At 69.7% G+C, this 21,694-nt stretch carries 17 protein-coding genes; 6 read left to right on the forward strand and 11 right to left on the reverse strand.

Annotation, left to right across the window (positions count from 1 at the left end; translation table 11 throughout):
• Positions 1-43: 43 nt before the first annotated feature.
• Complete coding sequence (locus ACGFIQ_RS27005; protein WP_393248213.1) at positions 44-1,060, reverse strand: ATP-binding cassette domain-containing protein; 1,017 nt, start codon at positions 1,058-1,060, stop codon at positions 44-46.
• Between the two features lie 174 nt (positions 1,061-1,234).
• Here ACGFIQ_RS27005 and ACGFIQ_RS27010 point away from each other — a divergent pair, with 174 nt between their 5' ends.
• Both ACGFIQ_RS27010 and ACGFIQ_RS27015 read left to right on the forward strand, forming a co-directional pair.
• Positions 1,235-2,641: a protoporphyrinogen/coproporphyrinogen oxidase gene (locus tag ACGFIQ_RS27010; RefSeq protein WP_393248215.1), complete on the forward strand. Its 1,407-nt coding sequence runs from the start codon at positions 1,235-1,237 to the stop codon at positions 2,639-2,641.
• Positions 2,638-3,591 (forward strand): GDP-mannose 4,6-dehydratase, encoded by a 954-nt coding sequence (locus tag ACGFIQ_RS27015; protein WP_393248217.1) that lies wholly within the window; start codon positions 2,638-2,640, stop codon positions 3,589-3,591. The genes ACGFIQ_RS27010 and ACGFIQ_RS27015 overlap by 4 nt, the downstream gene beginning before the upstream one ends.
• 68 nt (positions 3,592-3,659) lie before the next feature.
• On the opposite strand, the gene ACGFIQ_RS27020 is transcribed toward ACGFIQ_RS27015, so the two are convergent.
• The 9 genes from ACGFIQ_RS27020 to ACGFIQ_RS27060 all read right to left on the reverse strand — a co-directional run bounded on the left by ACGFIQ_RS27020 (position 3,660) and on the right by ACGFIQ_RS27060 (position 12,367).
• The gene (locus ACGFIQ_RS27020; RefSeq protein WP_393248220.1) at positions 3,660-3,968 is read right to left on the reverse strand and encodes a metalloregulator ArsR/SmtB family transcription factor; all 309 of its coding nucleotides are present in this window, start codon (positions 3,966-3,968) and stop codon (positions 3,660-3,662) included.
• A complete protein-coding gene (locus ACGFIQ_RS27025; RefSeq protein ID WP_393248222.1) occupies positions 3,965-4,804 on the reverse strand; it encodes a metal ABC transporter permease in 840 nt (279 codons plus the stop codon). Before ACGFIQ_RS27025 ends, ACGFIQ_RS27020 begins: the two co-directional genes overlap by 4 nt.
• Positions 4,788-5,678, reverse strand: coding sequence for a metal ABC transporter permease (locus ACGFIQ_RS27030; RefSeq protein WP_393248224.1), 891 nt, complete (start codon positions 5,676-5,678; stop codon positions 4,788-4,790). The genes ACGFIQ_RS27025 and ACGFIQ_RS27030 overlap by 17 nt, the downstream gene beginning before the upstream one ends.
• Positions 5,675-6,445: a metal ABC transporter ATP-binding protein gene (locus ACGFIQ_RS27035; RefSeq protein WP_393248226.1), complete on the reverse strand. Its 771-nt coding sequence runs from the start codon at positions 6,443-6,445 to the stop codon at positions 5,675-5,677. The genes ACGFIQ_RS27030 and ACGFIQ_RS27035 overlap by 4 nt, the downstream gene beginning before the upstream one ends.
• Position 6,446: 1 nt before the next feature.
• Positions 6,447-7,415 carry a metal ABC transporter substrate-binding protein gene (locus tag ACGFIQ_RS27040; protein ID WP_393248228.1) on the reverse strand — a complete coding sequence of 323 codons (969 nt, stop codon included), beginning with the start codon at positions 7,413-7,415 and terminating at the stop codon, positions 6,447-6,449.
• Between the two features lie 121 nt (positions 7,416-7,536).
• Positions 7,537-8,298, reverse strand: a complete 762-nt coding sequence (locus ACGFIQ_RS27045) for a methyltransferase domain-containing protein (RefSeq protein WP_393248230.1) — start codon at positions 8,296-8,298, stop codon at positions 7,537-7,539.
• 112 nt (positions 8,299-8,410) lie between these two features.
• The gene (locus ACGFIQ_RS27050; protein WP_393248232.1) at positions 8,411-9,601 is read right to left on the reverse strand and encodes an aminotransferase class V-fold PLP-dependent enzyme; all 1,191 of its coding nucleotides are present in this window, start codon (positions 9,599-9,601) and stop codon (positions 8,411-8,413) included.
• A 1-nt stretch (position 9,602) separates the two neighbouring features.
• The gene (locus ACGFIQ_RS27055) at positions 9,603-10,922 is read right to left on the reverse strand and encodes a pyridoxal-phosphate dependent enzyme (protein WP_393248234.1); all 1,320 of its coding nucleotides are present in this window, start codon (positions 10,920-10,922) and stop codon (positions 9,603-9,605) included.
• Positions 10,919-12,367 carry a Y4yA family PLP-dependent enzyme gene (locus ACGFIQ_RS27060; protein WP_393248236.1) on the reverse strand — a complete coding sequence of 483 codons (1,449 nt, stop codon included), beginning with the start codon at positions 12,365-12,367 and terminating at the stop codon, positions 10,919-10,921. Before ACGFIQ_RS27060 ends, ACGFIQ_RS27055 begins: the two co-directional genes overlap by 4 nt.
• A 562-nt stretch (positions 12,368-12,929) precedes the next feature.
• Between ACGFIQ_RS27060 and ACGFIQ_RS27065 the strand changes: the two genes are divergently transcribed.
• A complete protein-coding gene (locus ACGFIQ_RS27065; protein ID WP_393248238.1) occupies positions 12,930-15,038 on the forward strand; it encodes a SulP family inorganic anion transporter in 2,109 nt (702 codons plus the stop codon).
• An 83-nt stretch (positions 15,039-15,121) separates the two neighbouring features.
• Here the strand turns inward: ACGFIQ_RS27065 and ACGFIQ_RS27070 are convergent, their stop codons facing one another.
• Positions 15,122-15,538: a Fur family transcriptional regulator gene (locus tag ACGFIQ_RS27070; RefSeq protein ID WP_203118058.1), complete on the reverse strand. Its 417-nt coding sequence runs from the start codon at positions 15,536-15,538 to the stop codon at positions 15,122-15,124.
• Positions 15,539-16,144: 606 nt separating this feature from the next.
• On the opposite strand from ACGFIQ_RS27070, the gene ACGFIQ_RS27075 reads away from it, so the two are divergent.
• The 3 genes from ACGFIQ_RS27075 (at position 16,145) to ACGFIQ_RS27085 (ending at position 21,425) form a co-directional block, all read left to right on the forward strand.
• Positions 16,145-19,456: a S8 family serine peptidase gene (locus ACGFIQ_RS27075; protein WP_393248241.1), complete on the forward strand. Its 3,312-nt coding sequence runs from the start codon at positions 16,145-16,147 to the stop codon at positions 19,454-19,456.
• 275 nt (positions 19,457-19,731) lie between these two features.
• Positions 19,732-20,700 carry a permease gene (locus ACGFIQ_RS27080; protein ID WP_393248429.1) on the forward strand — a complete coding sequence of 323 codons (969 nt, stop codon included), beginning with the start codon at positions 19,732-19,734 and terminating at the stop codon, positions 20,698-20,700.
• Positions 20,697-21,425 (forward strand): TIGR03943 family putative permease subunit, encoded by a 729-nt coding sequence (locus ACGFIQ_RS27085; protein ID WP_393248243.1) that lies wholly within the window; start codon positions 20,697-20,699, stop codon positions 21,423-21,425. Before ACGFIQ_RS27080 ends, ACGFIQ_RS27085 begins: the two co-directional genes overlap by 4 nt.
• The last annotated feature ends 269 nt before the right edge of the window (positions 21,426-21,694 follow it).

Genomic DNA, 21,694 nt, shown 5'->3' on the forward strand with positions numbered 1-21,694 from the left:
CGTCACCATTGTCGCGTGGGGCCGGAACCACACGGAACAGCTGTCACGCGGGCTGCGTCTCGCTGGCGGGACGCACCGGCGGGCCTGCCGTCCCGTACAGGCGGTGCACGACGTCCTCCAGGCTGGGCTCGAGGATCGACAGGTCGGTGACCGGATACCGGCCGAGCACCGTGCCGACGAGCTCGGCCACGTTGACCGCGGCCGGATCGAACCGCAGGACCCAGTCGCCGTTACCGCGCGGCGAGACCTCGACACCCGCCAGTTCCGGGGCCCTGGTGCACCCGGGCATCCGCACCACCAGCTGCCGGTAGGTGGGGAAGGTCGCCTTCAGCGAGGCGAGGTCACCGTCGTGCAGCAGGCGGCCGTTGTCGATCAGCAGGAGCCGGTGGCACAGGCGCTCGACGTCCGTGAGGTCGTGCGTGGTGAGGATGACCGTCACGCCGCGGTCGCGGTTCAACTCGTGGATGAACGTGCGGATCCGGTCGCGCGCCAGCACGTCGAGCCCGATCGTCGGCTCGTCCAGGTACAGGATGCGCGGCTCGTGCATCATCGCGGCAGCGAGCTCGCCCCGCATCCGCTGGCCGAGGGAAAGCTGGCGCACGGGCGTGTTCAGGAAGGCGGACATCTGCAGCAGGTCGGTGAACCGGCGCAGGTTCTCCCGGTACCGGGCCGGGCGTACCTCGTAGAGACGGCCCACCAGGTCCAGCGAATCGCGCAACGGCAGGTCCCACCACAGCTGCGAGCGCTGGCCGAAGACCACGCCGATCTGCCGGGCGTTGCGCACGCGGTCGAACCACGGGCGGACGCCGGCCACCTCGACGGTGCCAGATGTCGGCGTCAGGATCCCGCAGAGCAGCTTCACCGTCGTCGACTTGCCGGCGCCGTTGGGGCCCAGATAGGCGACCATCTCGCCGGGTTCGATGTCGAAGCCGATGCCGTCGACGGCGCACACCACCTCGCGCTGGCGGGTGAACAGGGTGCGCAGGGCGCCCCAGCGTCCTGTGATCCGCTTGCTCCGGTGGTACTGCTTGACCAGGTCACGAACGACGATGACGGGCATGGCCGCGACGATTCCAGCTGCGGTCACGAGGCGACAAGCTCCGCACCCGACCACCGGTGCACCCCGCGCTCAACTGTTGTGTGACGTCCCACGCCGTGATGCTCTGGTGGTCGGTCGAAGTGTCCACGTGTCCTATGTAGACGGCTGGTCTCACTGCCGCGATGGAGGAAGGCGATGGCATCAACCAACCCCAAGGCAGGCGAACACGTAGTCCTCGGTGCCGGCCCGTGCGGCCTGGCGGCAGCGCGTGAGCTACGCCGCGGCGGCCGTACGCCGATCGTCGTGGAGCGCGAGGAGTCGGCCGGCGGGCTCGCCTCGTCGTTCAGCGACGATCGCGGCTTCGTCTGGGATCTGGGCGCACACGTGGCCTTCAGCCCGTTCGGCGACTTCGACGAGCTGCTCGACGACATGATGGGCGACGACGTGCTGAGGCACGAGCGCTCCTCCTACGTCGTGTACGGGGGCCGCTGGGTGCCCTATCCGTTTCAGCACAACCTCGCGATGCTGCCAACGGACGAGGCCGTGGAGTGCATGGTGGACCTCATCGAACGACCCCGGCAGGCGGTCCGGACGTTCGACGACTGGATCATGACAAACTTCGGGGCCGGCGTCGCCAACAGGTTCATGCGCCCCTACAACGCCAAGGTGTGGACAGTTCCCTGCACCGAGATGTCCGCGGACTGGATCGCCGAACGCGTGGCCACCGTGAACTGGCGCACGGCGCTCGCCAACCTGGTGCATGGAAGGGTGACGCCCGGCTGGGGGCCCAACAGCACGTTCAGCTATCCGGGCAGAGGCGGCATCGGCGAGCCGTTCCGCCGGCTGGCCGACCAGTTGCCCGACGTCCGGTACGGGCGAACGGTGACCCAGGTTGATCCGCACGCGCGCACGGTGACCCTCGGCAACGGTGATCGCCTCGGCTTCCATCAGTTGATCTCCACGATCCCGCTGACCGCTCTGGTCGCCGCGCTGACCGACTGCCCGGTCGAGGTGCGGGACGCGGCCCGGGCGCTGCGGCACAACCAGGTTCTCGTGGTCGGCGTGGGCGCCACGGGCACCGTGCGGACCGACTGGCACTGGCTGTACTTCCCCGAGCAGGTCTACCCGTTCTACCGGATCACCAACATCGGGTTGTGCTCGGCGCGGAACCTGCCCGAGCCGCACGACGGTCACGTCTCGTTCATGGCCGAGATCGCACAGCCGGCCGGCACCCCCTGGCCGGACGCCGGTGAGGCCACCCGGGACACGATTCGCGGGCTCGTCCGCTCCGGGCTGCTGCCCCACGAGAGCAGCGTGGTATCCACTTTCGTCCGCCGGGTACCGCTGGCCTACCCGATACCGACCCTGGACCGCACCGAGGCCGTAGCGACGATCCTGCGATACCTGGAGAGCCACCAGATCTACTCACGCGGCCGGTTCGGTGTGTGGATGTACGAGCACGGCAACATGGACCACGCGGTGCGCATGGGCAAGGACGTCGCCCGCTACCTGCTGTCGGGAGCGGAGGAACTGGTCCGCCTGCCGCACATGGGCGCTCCCGCGCCCACGGAGCCGGCCGACCTCACCGGGACCCGTCGATGAGGGTCCTGGTCACCGGCGCCATGGGCTTCATCGGCGGCCATGTCGCGCGGGTGTTGCTCGACGAGGGCTTCGAGGTCGCAGTGCTCGACGACCTGTCGAGTGGCCGGCTGGTCACGCTCACCGAGCTGGTCCGCCTGGGCCTGCGCGAGGAGAACGTCTTCGTGACCGACGCCACCACCGACGAGGCCGCCCGCGCGGTGCGGCGCTGGTCGCCTGACGGCCTCGTCCACCTCGCGGCCCAGCCGCGCGTGATCGCATCGACGCAGGATCCGGTGCGGGACGCCCGAACCAACGTGCTCGGTACGGTCACCATGCTGGACGCTGCGGCCCATTCCGGGCAGTGCCGTGTGATCCTGGCCTCGAGCGGGGGCGCCGTATACGGCGAGCAGGCGGGTGCCGCCGCAGCGACCAGCGAACGGGTGCAGCCCCGGCCGATCAGCCCGTACGGGCTCAGCAAGGCGACCGCCGAGTCGTACGCCGGCGTGTACGGCGCGTTGACCGGGCTGCCGGTCTCCGTCCTCCGGCTGGGCAACGTGTACGGCCGCTACCTCGACGGCAGCCCTGGGCCCGGTGTGCTGACCCGGTTCGCGCGGGCCGTGGCCGCGGGCGAGGCACAGCAGGTGATCGGTGACGGCCGGCAGACGCGCGATTTCGTCCACGTCCATGACGTCGCGGAGGCCTTCCGGCTGACGGTGACGACGACCGCGCCGGTCGTGCTCAACATCGGCTCGGGGCAGGAGACGAGCGTGCTGGCAGCCCTGCAGGCCGTGTGTGACGCGCTGGACGCCCCTGCCAAGCCCGTACACGTCGCGCCGATCACCGGGGAGGTGGGGCGGGTGTGCCTGGACGTGTCGGCCGCCCGGACCAAACTGGGCTGGCACGCCACGGTGCCGCTGGACGCCGGGATCCGCGATCTCGTCAAGAACCCGGCGGGCGCCGTTGCGGATTGACGCCGACTGTCGGTCCCCGCCGGCGGTTCCTCGTCGGCCGCCCACGGCCGGGACTTCCCGGGCCACGTTCAGGCCGAGTGCCGGGCGTGGTGGAGCACCTCCGTGACGAGTCGCCTGGTGGCCTCCCCCTGCAGCGTGTAGGTGACCTCTCGCCCGCGACGCTTGCGCCGGATCAACCGGGCATCCTTGAGATACCGCAGGTGGCGGGCGACGATCGTCGAGTCTGCGGACAGCGCCGCCGCCAGGGATGCCGGCGTCTGTTCGCCGTCCTGCAGCAGCACGAGAATGCGTATCCGGTGCTCGTACGCCATGGCGCGCAGCACGACGACGGCGCGGTCCAGTGCCCGACTCGTCTCGTCGACGGGTGCGCTGCTCATGCCGCGAACGCCCGCAGGCGGGCGGTGGCCGTGGGCCTGGATTTGACCAGCCGGGACAGCACTGTCGACACGGCCAGGATCGCGGTGGCGGTCAGGGTGATGCTCGCGCCGGCGGCGACGTCCCAGCGGCTCGACGCGTACAGACCGCCGAGCCCACTGAGAGCGCCGAGTGTGACGGCCAGGGCGGTGATGATGCTCAGCCGGTGCGACCACTGGCGCGCCGCCGCTGCCGGCGCGACGATGAGGGCGAGGGCGAGGATCGTGCCGATAGCAGGGACGATCGTGACGACCGCCACCTGGATGGCCAGCAGCAGTACGACGTCCCAGACTCCGGTGGCGAAGCCGGCCGCCTGCGCGCCGGCCCGGTCGAAGCCGGTGTAGCGCAGCGGACGGGCGCAGGCCAGCAGGACGGCCGCGACGACGACGAGCACGACCGCGGTGGTCCCGAGGTCCTGTGGGCTGACGGTGAGGATCGATCCGACGAGGAACGAGGTCAGGTCCCGGCTGAAGCCGTTCTGGGTGGCGACGAGCCCGGCACCGAGCGCGAAGCCGCCGGAGAGCAGGACGCCTGTCGCCGCGGCCGTGTTCTGGCTCCTGTGGCGGCTGAGCGCGGCGACGCCCAGCGCGACGATCGCGCCCGCGACCACGCCGCCGACGACGATGTTGACGCCGATGACGGACGCCGCCACCACCCCGGGGAACGTGGCGTGGGTCAGTGCCATGGTGAAGAAGGACAGCCGACGTAGTACGACGTGGACGCCGACGAGTCCGGCGAGCGCGCCGGCGAGCAGCACCTCGGCCGTGGCCCGGTGCAGCGCGTCATCCCACCAGTTCATGCGGGGACCTCCTTGCCTCGGAGGAGACGACCCGCCCGTGGTTGCGTCTCGACCGCAGCGCGCCCAGTGGGAGCAGCAGCAGGTAGGCGAGCACGAGCAGCAGGACGACCGCGGAGGCCGAGGTCAGGGAGATGCCGTACTCGACCGACGCCGTCCAGCTCGTCAGCAGGCCAGCGTATGCGGCGACGAGGATGAGCCCGGTGCCGATCACCGCCATCAGCGGCAGGCGGGTGGTGAGCATGCGAGCGGTCGCGGCCGGCACGATGAGCAACGCCACCACGAGGATGGTGCCGACGGCGCGTACCGCGGCGACGACGACGAGCGCGACGATGATGTTGAGCAACAGATCAAGCCCGGCGACCCGGAAGCCGGCGGCGGCCGCGCCGGCCGGGTCGAAGGTCCGGAACACCAGAGCGCGGGCGCTGATCAGCAGCAGCCCGAGGATGACGACCGCCAGCACGGCGGTCTCCGCGATCTGGCGCGGCGTCACCGTCAGGATGCGCCCGAAGAGGAACGACGTCAGATCCGAGGTGTACGAGGAGCGCCGCGACACGAGCACCACGCCGATCGAGAACATGGCGGTGAGCACCACGGCGGTGGCGGCATCGTCAGAGAGCGCTCCGCCTCGGCTGAGCAGGGTCAGCGCCACCGCGGTCACGACGCCGGCGACGAGCGCCCCGACGACGATGCCCTCGATGCCACCGGCCAGGAACCCGATGACGACGCCGGGAAACACGGTGTGCGTCAGCGCGTCGGACACGAACGACAGGCGGCGGGCGAAGACGAAGACACTTACCGGTCCGCAGACGAGGGCGAGCAGCGCGAGCTCAGCCAGGGCGCGCCCCATGAACGGTACGGTGAACGGCTCGATCACGGCTCCACCAGCACTGTCCGGCCGTCGGCCACCTCGATGGCGTGTCCGCCGTACGCGCGGCGCAGCGTGTCGGCGGTCAACGTCTCATCGGGCGGACCGACCGCCCACTGCCGGCCGTTGAGCACACAGACCGTGTCGGCGAGTTCGTGCGCGACCGTCAGGTCGTGGGTGCTCAGCACCAGGGTGGTCCCGGCCGCGCTGAGTTCGCGCAGGACGGACAGGATGGCGTCCTGGCTCACCGCGTCGACGCCGTTGAACGGCTCGTCGAGCAGCAACAGCCGTGGTTCGGCGGCGAGGGCGCGGGCCAGCAGCACCCGCTGGCGTTGGCCACCGGAGAGCACGCCGAAGTGTGTCTTCGCCTGGTCGGCGAGGCCGAGGCGGTCGAGCGCCTCGTGGACGGCTCGCCGGTCGGCGGTGCGGGTGGGGCGCCACCAGCCGATGCGTCGGTAGCGGCCCATCATGACGACCTGGCCCGCGGTCACCGGGAAATCGGCGTCGAGGGAGTCGGTCTGCGGAACGTATCCGGTGCGGGTCCGGGCCTTGGCCGGCGCGCCCCCGAGGACTGTGGACGTGCCGGCGAGGATCGGCACCAGGCCGAGAATCGACTTGATCAGCGTGGACTTGCCGGCGCCGTTGGGCCCGATCAGGGCCAGGCGCTGCCCGGGGACCAGGGCGAGGTTGACATCGGTGAGCACGGGCGTGCCGTGGTAGCCGACGCTCACCCCGGTGAAACGAACGGCGGCGCCGGCCACCGCGACATCGCCCATCTCAGCCGCCCAAGGCCGTGACGATGACCTGGGTGTTGTGCCGCTCCGCACCGAGGTAGGTGCCCTGGGGCGTGCCCTCGGCGCCGATGCTGTCGCCGTAGAGGGCGTCCGCACCGCCGATGACCTTCACGCCGGCCTGGTTGGCGATCGCCTGCGCGCTCTTGGGCGGCAGCGACGTCTCCGCGAAGATGGCCCTCGTACCCGTGGCCTTGATCTTCGCGACCAACTCGGTGAGCTGCTTCGCGCTCAGCTCGGCGGAGGTGTCGAGGCTGGGGATGACCGAGCCGACGAACTGCAATCTGTACCGGTCGACGTAGTAGCCGAAGGCGTCGTGGTTGGTCACGAGCTTGCGTTGATCGGCAGGGATCCGCGCGAAGGCGGCCTCGTTGTCGGCGTCGAGCTTGTCGAGTTCGGCCGTGTAGGTCTTCAGATTGCTGGCGAAGGCCGCCGCGTGCGTGGGGTCGGCCGCGGCGAGGCTCTTCTCGATGTTGGCGACCATCGTCTTGGCGTTCAACGGGTTGTGCCAGATGTGCGGGTCGTGCTCCTCGGCCTCGTGCCCGCCCTCGCCCTCCTCGTGGCCGCCCTCGCGCAGGGTGACGCCCTGGCTGGAGTCGACGACTGTGCCCTTGAAGCCGGCCGACTCGATGGTCTGGTCGAGCCACCCCTCGAGGCCGACACCGTTCTTGACGACGATGGCGGCCTTGCCGATCGCCTGGATGTCGGCCGGCGTGGGCTCGTAGTCGTGCGGGTCGACGTTCGGCTTGATGATCTGGGTGACGGTGACGTCGCTGCCGCCGATGGTGCGAACGAAGTCGGCCACCTCGGGCGTCGTGGCGACCACGGCGAGCCCGGTACCAGCCGAGGCGTTGCTACCGCCCTCGGCCGCGTCGTCACCCGAGCCACAACCGCCGAGGAGAACAAGCGCGGCGGCTGCCGCGGCGGCGATGATCGTGCGCTGTCCATGCTTCACGAAAACACTCCATTCCTGAGATCCGGAACGGTAATCGTTTTCGCTAAGTATCGTCTAATAGCGAGATGGCCACACGTGCATGTGTCGCCCCCGCAGCGTCCGGGGGCCGGGCGGTCGGCCCTCAGGCCACGGCCGCCAACGCCGCGTGCCTGCCACATCGCCAGAGAATCCCGGCCTCGTCGAATCCGGCCTCACGAGCAGCGGTGGCATGCCAGGATCCCGAAGCACTGAACTCGGCCGGCAGGCGGTTCTCGAAGATCGCCGCCCGCTGCGCCAGCAGCGGGCGCAGTTCCTCCACCTCCCCGATGTCGTTCCACCACTGCGCCCAGGCCAACTCCGCGGCGGCTCCGTCCGGAGCCGGGTCCAAGGCACTCATCAGGGACGGAAGTCCCTCGTCGGGCATGAGGTCCGCGACGATGAGCAGCCCACCGGGCGCCAGGTGACGACGGGCGTCGTCGTAGAACGCACGCACCTGAACAGGTGGTAGGTAGTGCAGCGTCATCACCACCGTGATCAGGTCATAGCCGCCACCCGCACGGTCCACCCAGCCCTGCGTCGACAGGTCGCCCTCCAGCGACCGCACCTGATCGGCCAGGGCACCGCGTGCCAGCGCGAGCAGCACGGGATCGATGTCCATCAGGGTGACCACTGCGTTGGGCCACCGCCGAGCCATCCGCTCGGCGAGCAGCCCCGGCCCGCCGCCCAGATCGAGCACCCGACCAGGCTTCCGACCGCGCACAGTCTCGGCGACGCGGCACAGCGTCTCCTCAAGGCTGGCGAGGTGCGGCACGAAACCTTCCATGACCGCAGACCACGCCTCGCGCCACCGGACGGCCTGCGCGCGGTCGAGCACAGCGCCGGGAGCGCGGACGGTCGTTGCCATAGGCGCACTCCGGGACGACGCGTGGACAGGAAGGCCACCCGATAACGGAAGCCATTTCCGACAGAGTAGGCGATCCGAGACGACAGAACCGGCATATCGCGGTGTGTGTCGGTCAATCCCGGTCAAGCTCCGCCAGGACCGACAGGAGTCGGTCCACCTCCTCGGCAGTGTTGTAGACGTGCGGGCTCACCCGTACCGATGCCGTCTTTTCGCCCTGGTCGCCCTGACAGTGACCGTCCGCGCGGACCAGCAGTCCGTGCGCGGCCAGGATGAACCCGAGGTCGTTCGAGCCGATCAGACGGTGGCGAAAAGCCACGATGCCCTGACGCTGCTGCGTCGGGACGTCGGCGGCCAGGCTGCTCTGACAGCCCAGCACCTCAACGTTGGACAGCGTGCACAACCCGTCGGTGAGCCGGGCGCCGAGCGCGGTGTTCCACCGTGCGACCCGATCCAGGCCGACGGCGTCGAGCCAGTCCAGCGCGGCAACCAGGCTGATGATGCCACTGGTGTTGGGCGAGCCGTTCCAGCCGACCGGCGCGTACGCCGGACCGCGTTGATTGCGCGCCCAGATCGCGCCGATACCCGGCAGTGCCATCGTCTTGTGCCCGGAGAACACCACGAAGTCGACATCGGTCGTCGTGGTGGACAGCGGCAAATGCCCCACGCCCTGCGCGGCGTCGAGGCAGATGGGAATGTTCGGTCCGGCGGTCGCGCGCAGCCGGTGCACGTTCATGTCGTTGCCATAGACATGGTGCACGTGGGTCGCGGCGATCAGGCGCGTCCGCTCGTTGATCATCGCCGCGAGCCGGTCGGTGTCGTAGTCGTGGGCGGCGTCGTAGGGCATGGCCCGAATGCCGATGGACATGCCCTGGTGACGCAGCAGCTCCGCGGTCTCCAGCCAGGGTGCGTTGTTGGCGGCGTGGTCGGCGAACGGCACGATGATCTCGTCGCCGTCGCGCAACTGCGGGGCGAGCCAGTCGCGGGCGATGGCGCGCAGGCCCTCGGTGGTGCCGCTGACGAAGTGCACGCCCGAACGCTGTGGCGCGGGATCGTCGAGGAAGCGGCGCAGCCGGTCGCGAGCCTCCTCGATGCGGGTGGTGGTCCGGTTCGCCCACGGGTAGGTGCCCCGGGCGGCGTTGGCGTTGCCCGTCGTCAGATAGGTCAGGACGGCGTCGAGGACCGCCTGCGGCTTCTGCGAGGTGGCGGCGCTGTCCAGGTACGCCACGTCGGGGTTGGCGGTGATCAGCGGGAACTGCGCCCGCAACGTCTCCTGCCACGGGCGCAGCTCGTCGAGAACACCCACGTCAGTCGCGCACAAGCTCGGCGCCGGCGTCGCGCCAGGCGATGATCCCGCCGTCGAGCGAGCGTACGTCGGGATGGCCCATCCGGGTCAGCAGAGCGGCGTAGCGGGCCGACTTCTCCCCCACCGGGCAGACCAGCAGCACCGGCTGGCGGCGGCCGAACGGCAGCCCACCGTGCAGCAGTTCGGCGAAGAGTTCGTCGACGATGTTGATCGAGCCGTCGATGTGCAACGCCTGGTACGCGAACGGGCTGCGCAGGTCGACCACCAGCCCTCGACGCTCGGCGATCCACCGCTCGGCTTCCGCGACGCCCACGGTCGCCGCCTGCCTCGCGTCCGCGTCGGTCACCGTGCGGACGGAGTTGCGCCGCGGTGGTCGACCGAACAGCTCGGGCCGCCGCTCCCGCAGGTAGCTCATGTAGCTCTCGACGCGGTCACAGACGATGAAGACCGCCGTACGGCGTTCGGTGAGCTGCGCGTCGATGCCGCGCAGATGGCGTACGGCGCCCTGGTAGGCACCGCCACCGGTCGGTCCGGCGAGCGTGCCGCATTGGCGCACGAGCGTCAGCAGACCGTCGATGGCGTCGTCAGCGGTGATCGTCTCCACGGTGTCGTAGACGTCGGGGTCGAAGAGGCCGACCTCGTGCACCTCGTCGAGGGTGCGGATCCCCGGAATGAAGTCGGATTTGTGCGCCACCAGCCCGACGACGCGCACGTCGGGGTTGTGCTGGCGCAGCGCGGCCGCCACGCCGGTGGAGGAGCCGGCCGTTCCCACGCAGGCGATGAAGTAGTCAGGGGCTCGGCCGTCGAGGTCCTTCACGATCTCCGGGCCGGTGCCGTTGAGGTGCGCGTCGACGTTGAGCTCGTTGAAGTACTGGTCGGTGTGCAGGTAGCCGCCGCCCGATCCGGTGAGCCGGTGGTACATCCTGGTCAGCGGGTCGTCGGTGTCGGTGGGATCGAGGCACTCGGCCTGGCCGGGCAGTTCGTCGATCTCCGCGCCGAGCAGCAGCAGCAGATCCTTGATCTCGGCGACCTTCATGCGATTGGTGACGCTCTTGAACGTCAGCCCGTGCATCCCGGCGATGACCGCGAGGGCCTTGGCCGTGTTGCCGCTCGACAATTCGACGACGGTGTCACCGCGTTCGACGGCCTGGGTGAGCAGGGGCCGGGCCATGTTCCACGCGGCGCGGTCCTTCAGGGACCCGAACGGGTTGAGCAGCTCCATCTTGGCGTACAGGTCGATGTTGCGGAGACCGTGCACGGCCGGGTCGATGCGCACCAGCGGGGTGTTGCCGATGGCGTCGGTCATGCTCTCGAACCTCATGGCGCCTCCGCACAGTGGTGAACGGGCCAGTACTGCTCGTCGAGGCACCAGCGCCACGCGCCGTCGTCGCGGTACAGCGCTACCTTGCGGCCGATCGGCTGGCGCAGCGCGTGCGTGGCGCTGAAGTCCATGAGGTAGCCGGCGGTGTTGACGAAGGCCAGCAGGTCGCCGGGGCGGGGCCGGGACGGCAGGAAGACCTTGCGCCGGGTGATGAGATCCGCTTCGAGACAGAGGTTGCCGAACAGGTAGACCCCCACCGGTCCCGGAGCGGCCGGGGCCGTGCGGTGCACGACGACCGGGTCCATCAGGACCCCGTGTTCCTCAAGGCTGACATCGCGTGCGTTGCAGTCCAGGCGCACGATCGTGTCGCCGTTGGCCTCGTCCCGGACCTCGAGAACGCTGGCCAGGACCAGGCCGCACTGGTCGAGCAGGGCCCGGCCCGGCTCGACGTGCAGGTCGTACATGTTGTCCAACAGCAGTGTGCCGAGTGGGCGGCGCTGCTCGGGCGCGGTTGTCCGTAGCAGCCGATCGAGGTACGCGGGCCCGGAGACGGGCCGGTGGGCAGGGTACAGATTCAGCGAACCCCGAACATGGCTGCCTTCGGCGCGCAACCCGTAACCGTCCCCGTTCCAGGTCAGTGGTGCCCGCCTGCCGAGCACCGCCTCGGTCAGGGCGGAGGTGTACCGCTCCCACTGCGTGCCGTCGGCGAGGTAGTTCACGCCGAACCCACCGCCGATGTCGACCGACCGTGGCCGCAGACCGCGTCGGCGGCACTCGTCGAGTGCGCCGAGGCAGCCCTCCAACGCGACAGCCTTTTCCGGCAACCCGATCGTGTCGAGGTGAAACGCCACTCCGACCAGATCCAGGGCGTCGGCGTGTTTCTCGACCATGTCGAGAACCTCGCTCACTGCGGCGGCCGACACCCCGAAGCGGCTGCGGCGACTGCCGGGCTGCACGCCTGTCGAGGTGAAGCCCGACAGGCGTGCCATCACCGGTACGCGCGGCAACGACCAATCCGTGACCAGTGCGGCGAGCGCCGCCAACTCGCCGACCGAATCCGCGCCGACGGTGACTCCGGTGCGGGCGCACAGCCAGAGGAACTCCTCGTTCTTGGGCCCGGTCGCCATGATCCGTTGCGGTAGGAAGCCGGCACCGAGCGCGTGCTGCAACTCGGCGAGCGATGCCACGTCGATGCCCGCGTCGGTGGCGGCGAGTTCGCGCACCAAGGCGCTGGACCGGTTGGCCTTGTGCGCGTAAAAGATCTGCCCGGAGAGGCGGTGATCGGAAAGGACCGAACGGAATGCGGCGACGTTGCCCGCCAATTGCTGCGGCAGAATCACGCCGAGCGGAGACCCCAACGCGTCGGATAATTGTGTCAACAGGACGGCTTCGTCGAGCGCCGACTGCAGTGTCGGATCGATTCGCGGAGACAGGAAAAGGGGCAATGCGACTCCTCAGGTGAGTCGTGGCGCCACGGCGCCGCCACCCCTCTTGCCGAAAAACCCTCTGTGACGACGGCCTGCTTCAACGTAACCGATGTTCCGGCGCCCGCCAAGAGGTGGCAGCCGAGCGACTGGACGCTTCACCCCACATATACGGGTGTGCATATAAGGCAGTGGCCGTCAATGCAATGCATCCGTGGAATATCCAGCTGTGGTTGACGTCGGTGAAGCGCTATGCCACTCATGGCCACGTCCCTCGGGTCCGTGTCACTTCCGTAGCGGCGTGGCAGCCTCGTCACCGAGACCGCCACGCCTCCCCTGGTCCGCCCACCGGAGGTAGACCGTACCTCAGCGGACCGTCGAAATGATAACCAGTTCGGTTTAGTGCAGAACTTTCCGCCCCCGCCGGCCATCCAGGTCTCGCCGCCTGGGGCTGGCGAGTCGATCCGCCCTGCCCGGAGGCGGAGGTATGCCCGCCGTCCAGGCGATTGCTGGCCCGGAGCCGCGCCTCCCACGACGTCACAGGTGTAATGCCTCGTTAACTCTGCGCAGGTAGATTTCCGGAATGTCCGCCCTCAAGGCATTCCGGCATGATCTTTCCGCATCGATCGTGGTTTTCCTGATCGCGATCCCGTTGTCACTGGGTATCGCTGCGGCGTCAGGGGCGCCGTTGCTGGCGGGGCTGGTCGCCGCCGTCGTGGGCGGTATCGTCGCGGGCGCACTCAGCGGGGCTCCGCTGCAGGTGAGCGGGCCGGCGGCTGGCCTCACCGTGATCGTCGCGGGCACCATCGTCGAGTTCGGCTTCGCCGGCACCGCCGCGATCGTGGCCGTCGCCGGAGGGGTGCAGATTCTGCTGGGCGTCACCCGCCTCGGCCGAGCAGCGCTCGCACTGTCACCGGCAGTTGTGCACGGCATGCTCGCCGGCATCGGGCTGGTCATCGCACTGAGCCAAATTCACGTGGTGCTCGGCGGCGCGCCCCAGAGCTCCGCGTGGGCGAACCTGCGTGATCTACCCGGTCAGATCGCCGGTCACCACGGGGTGTCCGTCTTGCTGGGTGCGTTGACCATCGCGTTGTTGCTGATCTGGCCACGTCTGGTCAGGACGACTTTACTCCCGGCGGCACTGATCGCGGTGGTTGCCACCACCGTTCTCGCGATGGCCCTGCGCGTCGACGTGCAGCGGGTAGATCTGCCCGCCGAGCCGCTCAGTGAACTGACCACCGCCCGCTGGCCGGAGGCACCGCTGCGCGAGATCACCGTGGCCGTTATCACCATCGCCCTGGTCGCAAGCGTGGAGTCCCTGCTCTCTGCGGTAGCCGTCGACCGGATGCACGACGGGCCACGCGCCGACCTCAACCGGGAACTCATCGCCCAGGGCGCCGCGAACGCCGTCTCGGGCACGCTGGGCGGTCTGCCGGTCACCGGCGTCATCGTACGCAGTTCGACAAATGTCGCGGCCGGCGCCCGCACCCGAGCCTCGGCCATCCTGCACGGCGTCTGGATCGCTGTGTTCGTGCTGCTCTGCGCTGCGGTGCTGGAGATGATCCCGATAGCCGCGCTCGCCGCGGTCCTCGTGGTCGTCGGCCTGCGGTTGGTGAGCCTCGCGCAGATCCGCACTTATGCCCGGCACCGGGAACTGCCCGTGTACCTGATCACCGCGACCGCTGTCACCGCCACCGACCTGCTCACCGGCGTCGGCCTCGGCATGGCAGCAGCGGTGCTGTTCATGCTGTGGCGCCTCGCCCGCTGCGAGATCCGGACCACGCAACCGGCACCCGACACGTGGCTCGTGTCGATCTCCGGAAGCCTGGCGTTCATCGCCTCGGGGCGGCTCACCCGCCGACTCGCCGCGCTACCCGCCGCCCAGCACGTGGAAGTCGAACTGCATCTGGACTATCTCGACCACGGCGCCTACGAAACCCTCCGCGACTGGCAGCAGTCCTACGTTCGATCCGGCGGCGACGTCCACATCAGCGAGGTGCACGACTCCTGGTTCCACCGCGCCGCCTCCGACCGACTCGGCGCCGGCAAGAGCACCCCGCGCTTCCTCGGCTCCTGGTCGCGGTGGCAGGGTGCCGACCGCGACCGCCATGACGCCATGGCAGCCGGCATCCGCGAATTCGAACGCAGCGTCGCGCCGCTTGTCCGACCCGAACTCGCCGAACTCACCCACAACGGCCACGCACCCGACCAACTGTTCATCACCTGCGCCGACTCACGCCTGGTACCCAACCTCATCACCGCCAGCGGCCCGGGCGACCTGTTCTGCGTGCGCAACGTCGGCAACATCGTGCCCGCCAACGACGCCCCCGACACCTCGGTCGCCGCCGCGATCGACTACGCGGTCACCGTCCTCGGCGTCACCACCATCACCGTCTGCGGACACTCCGGATGCAGCGCGGTACGAGCCCTGATGAGCGGCACGACTGACACCGACTCGGCACTGGGACGCTGGCTCGCCCAGTCCGGTGCGCACTTCGACGACCCGACCGACGAACAAGCCTGCTGCACCGCCAACATCACCCAGCAACTAGCGAACCTGCGCACCCACCCCACCGTCAACGCCGCCGTCGCCGCCGGCCGCCTCACCCTGACCGGCATGTACTTCGACATCGCCCAAGCCCGTATGTACGCCGTCGACTCCAACCGCCGCCACCACCCCATCTCCACCTGAGCCAGGTACTACCCGACCGGCCCACACAGTTGAAGCGTGGCGCTGACGAGAACCAGAGCCGCGTTCTTCGATCCGTCGATCGCTCAGCGGACGCACTCGGCGCAGGTGCCGAAGATCTCCAGGGTGTGGCCGACGTCCACGAACCCGTGCTGGGCGGCAACCTGGTCGGCCCACCGCTCCACGGCCGGACCGGCCACCTCGACGGTGCGCCCACAGTCTCGGCAGACCAGGTGGTGGTGGTGTTTGCTCTGGCTGCACCGGCGGAAGAGTTGTTCGCCGCCCGGCAGCCGAGTCGAGTCGATCTCGCCGGCATCCACCAACAGCTGCAACGTTCGATAGACGGTGGTCAGGCCGACCCCCGCCTTACGCGCCAGCAGCATCTGGTGCAGTTGCTGCGCCGAGTGGAAGCCCTCCACCTCGCGCAGCAGCGCCAGCACCTCTGCCCGCTGTCGGGTGTTCCGGGTCACATTCGGCATCGCCTGGTTCACCGTGGCCGCCATCCTCCCGTGATTTCGGGCGCCGCCGGCCTGCCGCTTCCGACACGTCGCCTCGCTGCCCGTCGGACCATTATGCGTCGTTGCGCATGAGCGTCGCCCAGCCGTCTCTCGACCCCGCCTTCTGTGCCATCGCGGGGCAGTGCAGATGGACCCTCCGCAGGTCGAGCGGCGGGCGCACGCTAACGGAAACCAAAACGAGTGCCGATAGGGTGGCGAGGGCGACAGTGCCGCAGCACCGACGGGCCATGGTCTCTACCGTCGACCTGCTGGCGGAGCTTGCCTGCGGAGGCCTGGCCGGCGATCCGGTCCGGTCGACGTCATCCGCGCCGTTCGCTCGGCACGACGCCCGTCTGCTGCTGAGCTGCCACATGCCGAGCGACGAACCGCCGCCCAACTGCTGCGGCGCGGTGCTGACCGATTCTGGTCAGGGGACCGTCCTTCGAGGTCATGGCGGTCGATCTCATCCTCGTCGGGAAGGGAGGCACGCGGACGATGTCACGGAGAGATCACAACGTCGAACCATCTATCGACATCGACTACCAACACCACGAAGGATCGCTCACGCGTGCCCTGTCATCTCAGGGCCCTGTTCTCTGGAGGAAAGAGAACGTGAGTAGACCCCGCAACCTGAGCAGGCGTACCTCGGCCGCGCTCTTCGCATCGGTCCTGGCGGCCGGTGCCATGACCGTGACGAGTGGTGCCACCACCGCAAGCGCCGCTCCCTCCACCCCCGACACTCCGGCGGCCACCCCCGCCGAGGCGCTGGGTTCGCACGACGCCAAGCTGCTCGCGCAGGCCGAGGCGAAGCACGCGCCGACGGTCACCCTGATCGTCGCCGCCGAGAAGGGCCAGAGCAAGGCTGTCGTCGACGGCGTCGAGGCCCTCGGCGGCGCGGTCAACCGGCGCTTCGACCAGATCGGCTACGTCCTGGCCACCGTGCCCACCAGCAAGGTACTCAAGGCCGCCAAACTACCGGGCGTCGCCGCCATCGACCTGGACGAGGTCATCCAACTGCCGGACCCCACCGCCGGTGCCGCGGCCTCCGGTGCGAAGGCCGCCACGCAGGGCGCGACACTCAGCGGTCCCGGCGCGGACACCGGCGCGGTGAACCCGTACATGCCGACCAACGAGACCGGCGCGGAGTCCTTCAAAGCGGCTCATCCGCAGTGGGACGGCCGCGGGGTGACCATCGGCATCATGGACTCCGGCATCGACCTGGATCAGCCGGCACTGCAGAAGACCACGACCGGTGAGCGGAAGATCGTCGACTGGGTCACCGCCACCGACCCCGTGACCGAGAACGACGGCACCTGGCGGCGCATGGTCACCGAGGTGACCGGGCCCTCGTTCGGCGCGGGCGGCGCGACGTGGACCGCGCCGGCGGGAACCTACACGTTCAACCTGTTCCGCGAGTCGATCACCGCCCCCAGCGACCCGGCGGGTGACGTCAACCGCGACGGGGACACCACCGACGCGTGGGGCGTGCTGTACAACCCCCAGACCCACGACATCTGGGTCGACGTCGACCAGGACAACAGCTTCACCGACGAGACGCTGATGCGCCCGTACCGGGAACGCTTCGACGTCGGGCACTTCGGCACCGACAACCCGGCCACCGCCGTACGGGACCAGATGCCCTTCGTGGTCGAGTACCGCGAGGACGTCGACATCGCCCCGGGCGACGGAAAGCCCGGCCCGTACGCCGACTACGTCAACATCGGCATCATCGAGGCCACCCACGGCACCCATGTCGCCGGCATCACCGCCGCCAACGACATGCTCGGCAACACCGCCTTCGACGGCGCCGCCCCCGGCGCCAAGCTCGTCTCCGCCCGGGCCTGCTCCTGGGGTGGCGGCTGCACCGCCGCGGCGCTGACCACCGGCATGGCCGACCTGGTCATCAACCGGCACGTGGACGTGGTCAACATGTCCATCGGCGGCCTGCCGACGCTCAACGACGGCGCGAACGCCCGCGCGCAGCTCTACAACGACCTGATCACCACCTACGGCGTGCAGTTGTTCATCTCCGCCGGCAACTCCGGACCGGGCCTGAACACCGTCGGCGACCCCTCGGTCGCCGAGAACGTCGTCAGCGTCGCCGCGAACATCAGCAAGGACACCTGGCTGGCCAACTACGGGTCGGTGGTCACGAAGAAGAACGCGCTGTTCAACTTCTCCTCCCGCGGCCCGCGCGAGGATGGTGGCTTCAAGCCGAACATCACCGCCCCCGGGTCGGCGATCTCCACCGCGCCGACCTGGCAGCCGGGCATCCCCGTTGCCGAGGCCGGTTACGCGCTGCCGCCGGGCTACCAGATGCTCAACGGCACGTCGATGGCCTCCCCCCAGGCCGCCGGCGCCGCCGCCCTGCTGCTCTCCGCCGCCAAGGCCACCGACAAGGGTGTCACCCCGGCCGCGCTGCGCCGGGCCATCTACACCTCCGCCAAGCCCATCGCGGACGTGGCGACGTACGCGCAGGGCTACGGCATGTTCAACGTTCCCGGCGCGTGGAAGCTGCTCGCCAAGACCGTCGAGACCCGCTCGTACGTCTCCGACGCCCCGGTCTGCACGGAGCTGTCGGAGAACCTCACCCGCTACGACCGCGACCTGAGCCGGTTCGTCCCCAACCCCCACCGCGGCGCCGGCGTCTACAACCGCTGCACCCCGGCCGAGGGCGGGCACAAGGTCGGCCAGAGCCGCACCTACCCGGTCAAGGTCACCCGGACCAGCGGCCCGGCCGGAACCATCAGCCACAAGCTGGCCCTGCGCGGCAACGACGGCACCTTCACCGCGCCCAAGACTGTCGCGCTCCCGTTGAACAAGACCGTCACGATCCCGGTCACCGCCAAGCCGTCGACCACCGGCGCGCACGGCACGATCCTGACCGTGGACGACCCGAAGACCTCGGTACTCGACTTCGAGGTCTCCGCCGTCGTGGTGGCCGCCACCACCGTCACCAAGCCCGGCTACTCGTTCTCGGCTGAGGGCTCGGTGGCACGCAACAGCTTCACCTCGTACTTCGTCACCGTGCCGGCCGGCGCGGGGGCGCTACAGGTGAACCTGTCCGGCATCGCCACCGGGTCGCAGACCCGGTTCATCGCCATCAACCCCTACGGCGTGCCGGTGGAGAGCACGGCGAGCACCGCCTGCTACACCAACTACTCCGACGCCGCGGCCTGCAAGCCGCAGGAGCGCGACTACCAGAACCCGATCGCCGGGGTCTGGGAGATCGAGGTGGAGGCGCGGCGGACCTCCCCGGCGTTGCACAATCCGTTCCAGTTGCAGGCCCGGGTGCAGGGCGTGCGGGTCGAGCCGGCCGTGATCGAACTGCCGGCGGTCACCGCCGGTCAGCCGACCCCGGCGATCTGGACGCTGACCAACACCTTCGGCCCGGTCGCGGTGACCGGTCAGGGCGGTCCGCTGTCCAGCGTGCACGCCGAGCGGCCGACCATCGCCGAGGGCGCCCAGCAGGAGTACCTGGTGGACGTTCCGGCCGGTTCCAGCAGGTTCACGGTCCGGATCGGCAACACCGCCAACCTGGGCGCCGACCTGGACCTGGCGGTGTTCCGCGGCGACGCGCAGGTCGGCCTGTCCGCCGACGGTGACTCCGAGGAAGCGGTCACCATCGCCAACCCGCCGGCGGGCACCTACCGGGTCGTCGTCGACGGGTACGCGGTCGACGGACCGAACACCAGCACCGCCTACGACTACCGGGACTCGTTCTCGGCGTCGTCGCTGGGCACACTGGACACCCCGCCGACCCCGCTCGCCCTGCCCAACGGCGCCACCGCCACCCTCACCGGGACGGTGACCGCTCTCTCCGCCCCGGGCACCGGACGCGAGTTGTACGGCGAACTGGCCATCGTCACCAACGACGGCGCGGTCGTCGGACGCGGCGCCGTCTCCATCGGCTCCGTCAACTGATCCATCCGCACCGCGGGGAGCCCATCTCCGATCTCCTGGAATGGGCTCTCCCGCGGTGCCACACGGGGACCACCTCAACGCCAGAGGTCGGGCACTCACATCAACGCCAGTACGGGTAGGCGACCGCCGTATCCACCGGCCCAGAGCAGAGAGGGGGCGGCGTGGCCGCATCCGAGCCCACCACCTCGTCGAGCACGAGCGAGGCCCCCGACGCGGCCGTCGACGCACGTGGCACGCCGCCTGGACTCGACCCCGCTCAGCACGACCACGGTCACCTGCCCCGGCTTCCCTTCACCGGCCGGATCGGTTCGGTCGAGATCCTCGCCGCCGTGCTGGTGCTGCTCGTCTTCCTGCGCGACCCCCTGGCGAGGCTGCTGTCCGCGCCGTCGCTGGCGACCTGGACGACGGTGTTCGTCTCGGTGATGGTGCAGGCCGTGCCATTCCTCGTCTTCGGGGTGCTGCTCTCCGCCGTGATCGCGGTCTTCGTACCCCGCTCGTTCTGGGCCCGGGCCCTGCCCAAGCATCCGGCCCTCGCCGTCCCGGTCGCCAGCGCCGCCGGGGTGATCCTGCCCGGCTGCGAGTGCGGGGCGGTGCCGATCGCGGGCTCCCTGATCCGCCGCGGCGTCACACCAGCGGCGGCACTGGCATTCCTGCTCGCCGCGCCGGCGATCAACCCGATCGTCCTCATCGCCACCGCCGTGGCCTTTCCCAACAACCCCGAGATGGTCCTCGCCCGCGCGGTCGCCAGCCTCATCGTCGCCATGATCATGGGCTGGCTCTGGCTGCGACTGGGCCGCGCCGACTGGATCCGACTCCCGCGCCGACCCGACCTGGACGGGCTCCAACGCGCAGAAGCGTTCTGGTCCGCCGTACGGCACGACGTGGCCCACGCCGGCGGTTTCCTCGTCATCGGCGCGATGGCCGCGGCCACCATCAACGTCGTCGTCCCCGAGCGGTGGCTGCAGACCCTCGCCGAGCAGCCGGTGCTGTCCGTGCTCGCCCTGGCCGGGCTCGCGGTGCTGCTGTCGATCTGCTCCGAGGCGGACGCGTTCGTCGCCGCCTCGCTGTCGCAGTTCTCCCTCACCGCCCGGCTGGCCTTCCTGGTGGTCGGCCCGATGGTCGACCTGAAACTCATCTCCATGCAGGCCGGCATCTTCGGCCGCCGCTTCGCCGCCCGATTCGCGCCGGCCACCTTCACAGTCGCCGTCGCGGTCGCCGTCACCACCGGGATGGTGCTGCTGTGAACCGGATGGCCCAGGCCTGCGTCATGACCTTCCTCGGAGCCGCGGTCCTGCGGGCCAGCGTCACCGACCTCTACCTGCGCTACGTCAAGGAAGGGCTGCGACCGTTCCTCATCGCCGCCAGCCTGCTGCTGATCGCCGTCGCGGTGATGACCCTCTGGTACGAACTACGTCCCTACATCGACGGGCCCGAGGACCGGCGCAACCCGAACGAACACGCCCACCACGAACCACGAGTCGCCTGGCTGCTCCTCCTCCCAGCCCTCGGCCTGCTGCTCGTCAGTCCACCCGCCCTCGGCTCGTACGCCGCCGGCCAAGCGGGCACCGCGCTCACCGCTGAGCAGGACTACGACTACGACTACCCTCCCCTGCCCCCCGGCGATCCGGCGACGACCACCGTGTTCGACTACGCCTCCCGCGCCCTGTTCGACAAGGGCCAGTCGATCGGCAACCGCCGGGTCCAGCTCACCGGCTTCACCACGCCGGGACCCGACGGTCAACCGATCCTCGCCCGCATGATCCTGTCCTGCTGCGCGGCCGACGGCCGACCCGTCAAACTCGGCATGGCCGGCAACGCCCCCACCGGTCTGGCCAACGACACCTGGATCCGGGTCACCGGCCGCTACACCGACCGCGTCACCCACGACCCCGTCAACGACGAAGAGATCCCCTATATCGACGTCGAATCCTGGCGACAGGTGACCGCCCCCAAAGACCCGTACGAGTAGTCGATCGCGCCCCGGACGAGTGAGGGCCGCCAGAGCGCCGCGAAGACTGCGCGACGTTCGCCTATACCGTCTTCGCCGGCATGTGGGCCCTGCAGGCGATCGCAGCGCGAAAGCAGCGCGGAATGTGGGAGCTCCTCCGCCCCGCCTCCGCGTCGCCAGACAGGACGGGCCGAGCGGGGTGATCCGTTGGAGCGGGTATCGGGTGGACCTCCGTGTCGGCGAGGTCAGCGCAGCGGTCAGATACGCGAACGTGGTGGTGCAGCCGAGGC

Source organism: Micromonospora sp. NPDC048898 (assembly GCF_043198035.1).
Lineage (GTDB): Bacteria > Actinomycetota > Actinomycetes > Mycobacteriales > Micromonosporaceae > Micromonospora.

Bases quoted from the DNA above. Each gene is read 5' to 3' on its own strand.
- ACGFIQ_RS27010 (WP_393248215.1), top strand. From the start codon at position 1,235: ATGGCATCAACCAACCCCAAGGCAGGCGAACACGTAGTCCTCGGTGCC.
- ACGFIQ_RS27065 (WP_393248238.1), top strand. From the start codon at position 12,930: ATGTCCGCCCTCAAGGCATTCCGGCATGATCTTTCCGCATCGATCGTG.
- ACGFIQ_RS27015 (WP_393248217.1), top strand. From the start codon at position 2,638: ATGAGGGTCCTGGTCACCGGCGCCATGGGCTTCATCGGCGGCCATGTC.
- ACGFIQ_RS27045 (WP_393248230.1), bottom strand. From the start codon at position 8,298: ATGGCAACGACCGTCCGCGCTCCCGGCGCTGTGCTCGACCGCGCGCAG.
- ACGFIQ_RS27005 (WP_393248213.1), bottom strand. From the start codon at position 1,060: ATGCCCGTCATCGTCGTTCGTGACCTGGTCAAGCAGTACCACCGGAGC.
- ACGFIQ_RS27055 (WP_393248234.1), bottom strand. From the start codon at position 10,922: ATGAGGTTCGAGAGCATGACCGACGCCATCGGCAACACCCCGCTGGTG.
- ACGFIQ_RS27070 (WP_203118058.1), bottom strand. From the start codon at position 15,538: ATGGCGGCCACGGTGAACCAGGCGATGCCGAATGTGACCCGGAACACC.
- ACGFIQ_RS27025 (WP_393248222.1), bottom strand. From the start codon at position 4,804: ATGAACTGGTGGGATGACGCGCTGCACCGGGCCACGGCCGAGGTGCTG.
- ACGFIQ_RS27020 (WP_393248220.1), bottom strand. From the start codon at position 3,968: ATGAGCAGCGCACCCGTCGACGAGACGAGTCGGGCACTGGACCGCGCC.
- ACGFIQ_RS27035 (WP_393248226.1), bottom strand. From the start codon at position 6,445: ATGGGCGATGTCGCGGTGGCCGGCGCCGCCGTTCGTTTCACCGGGGTG.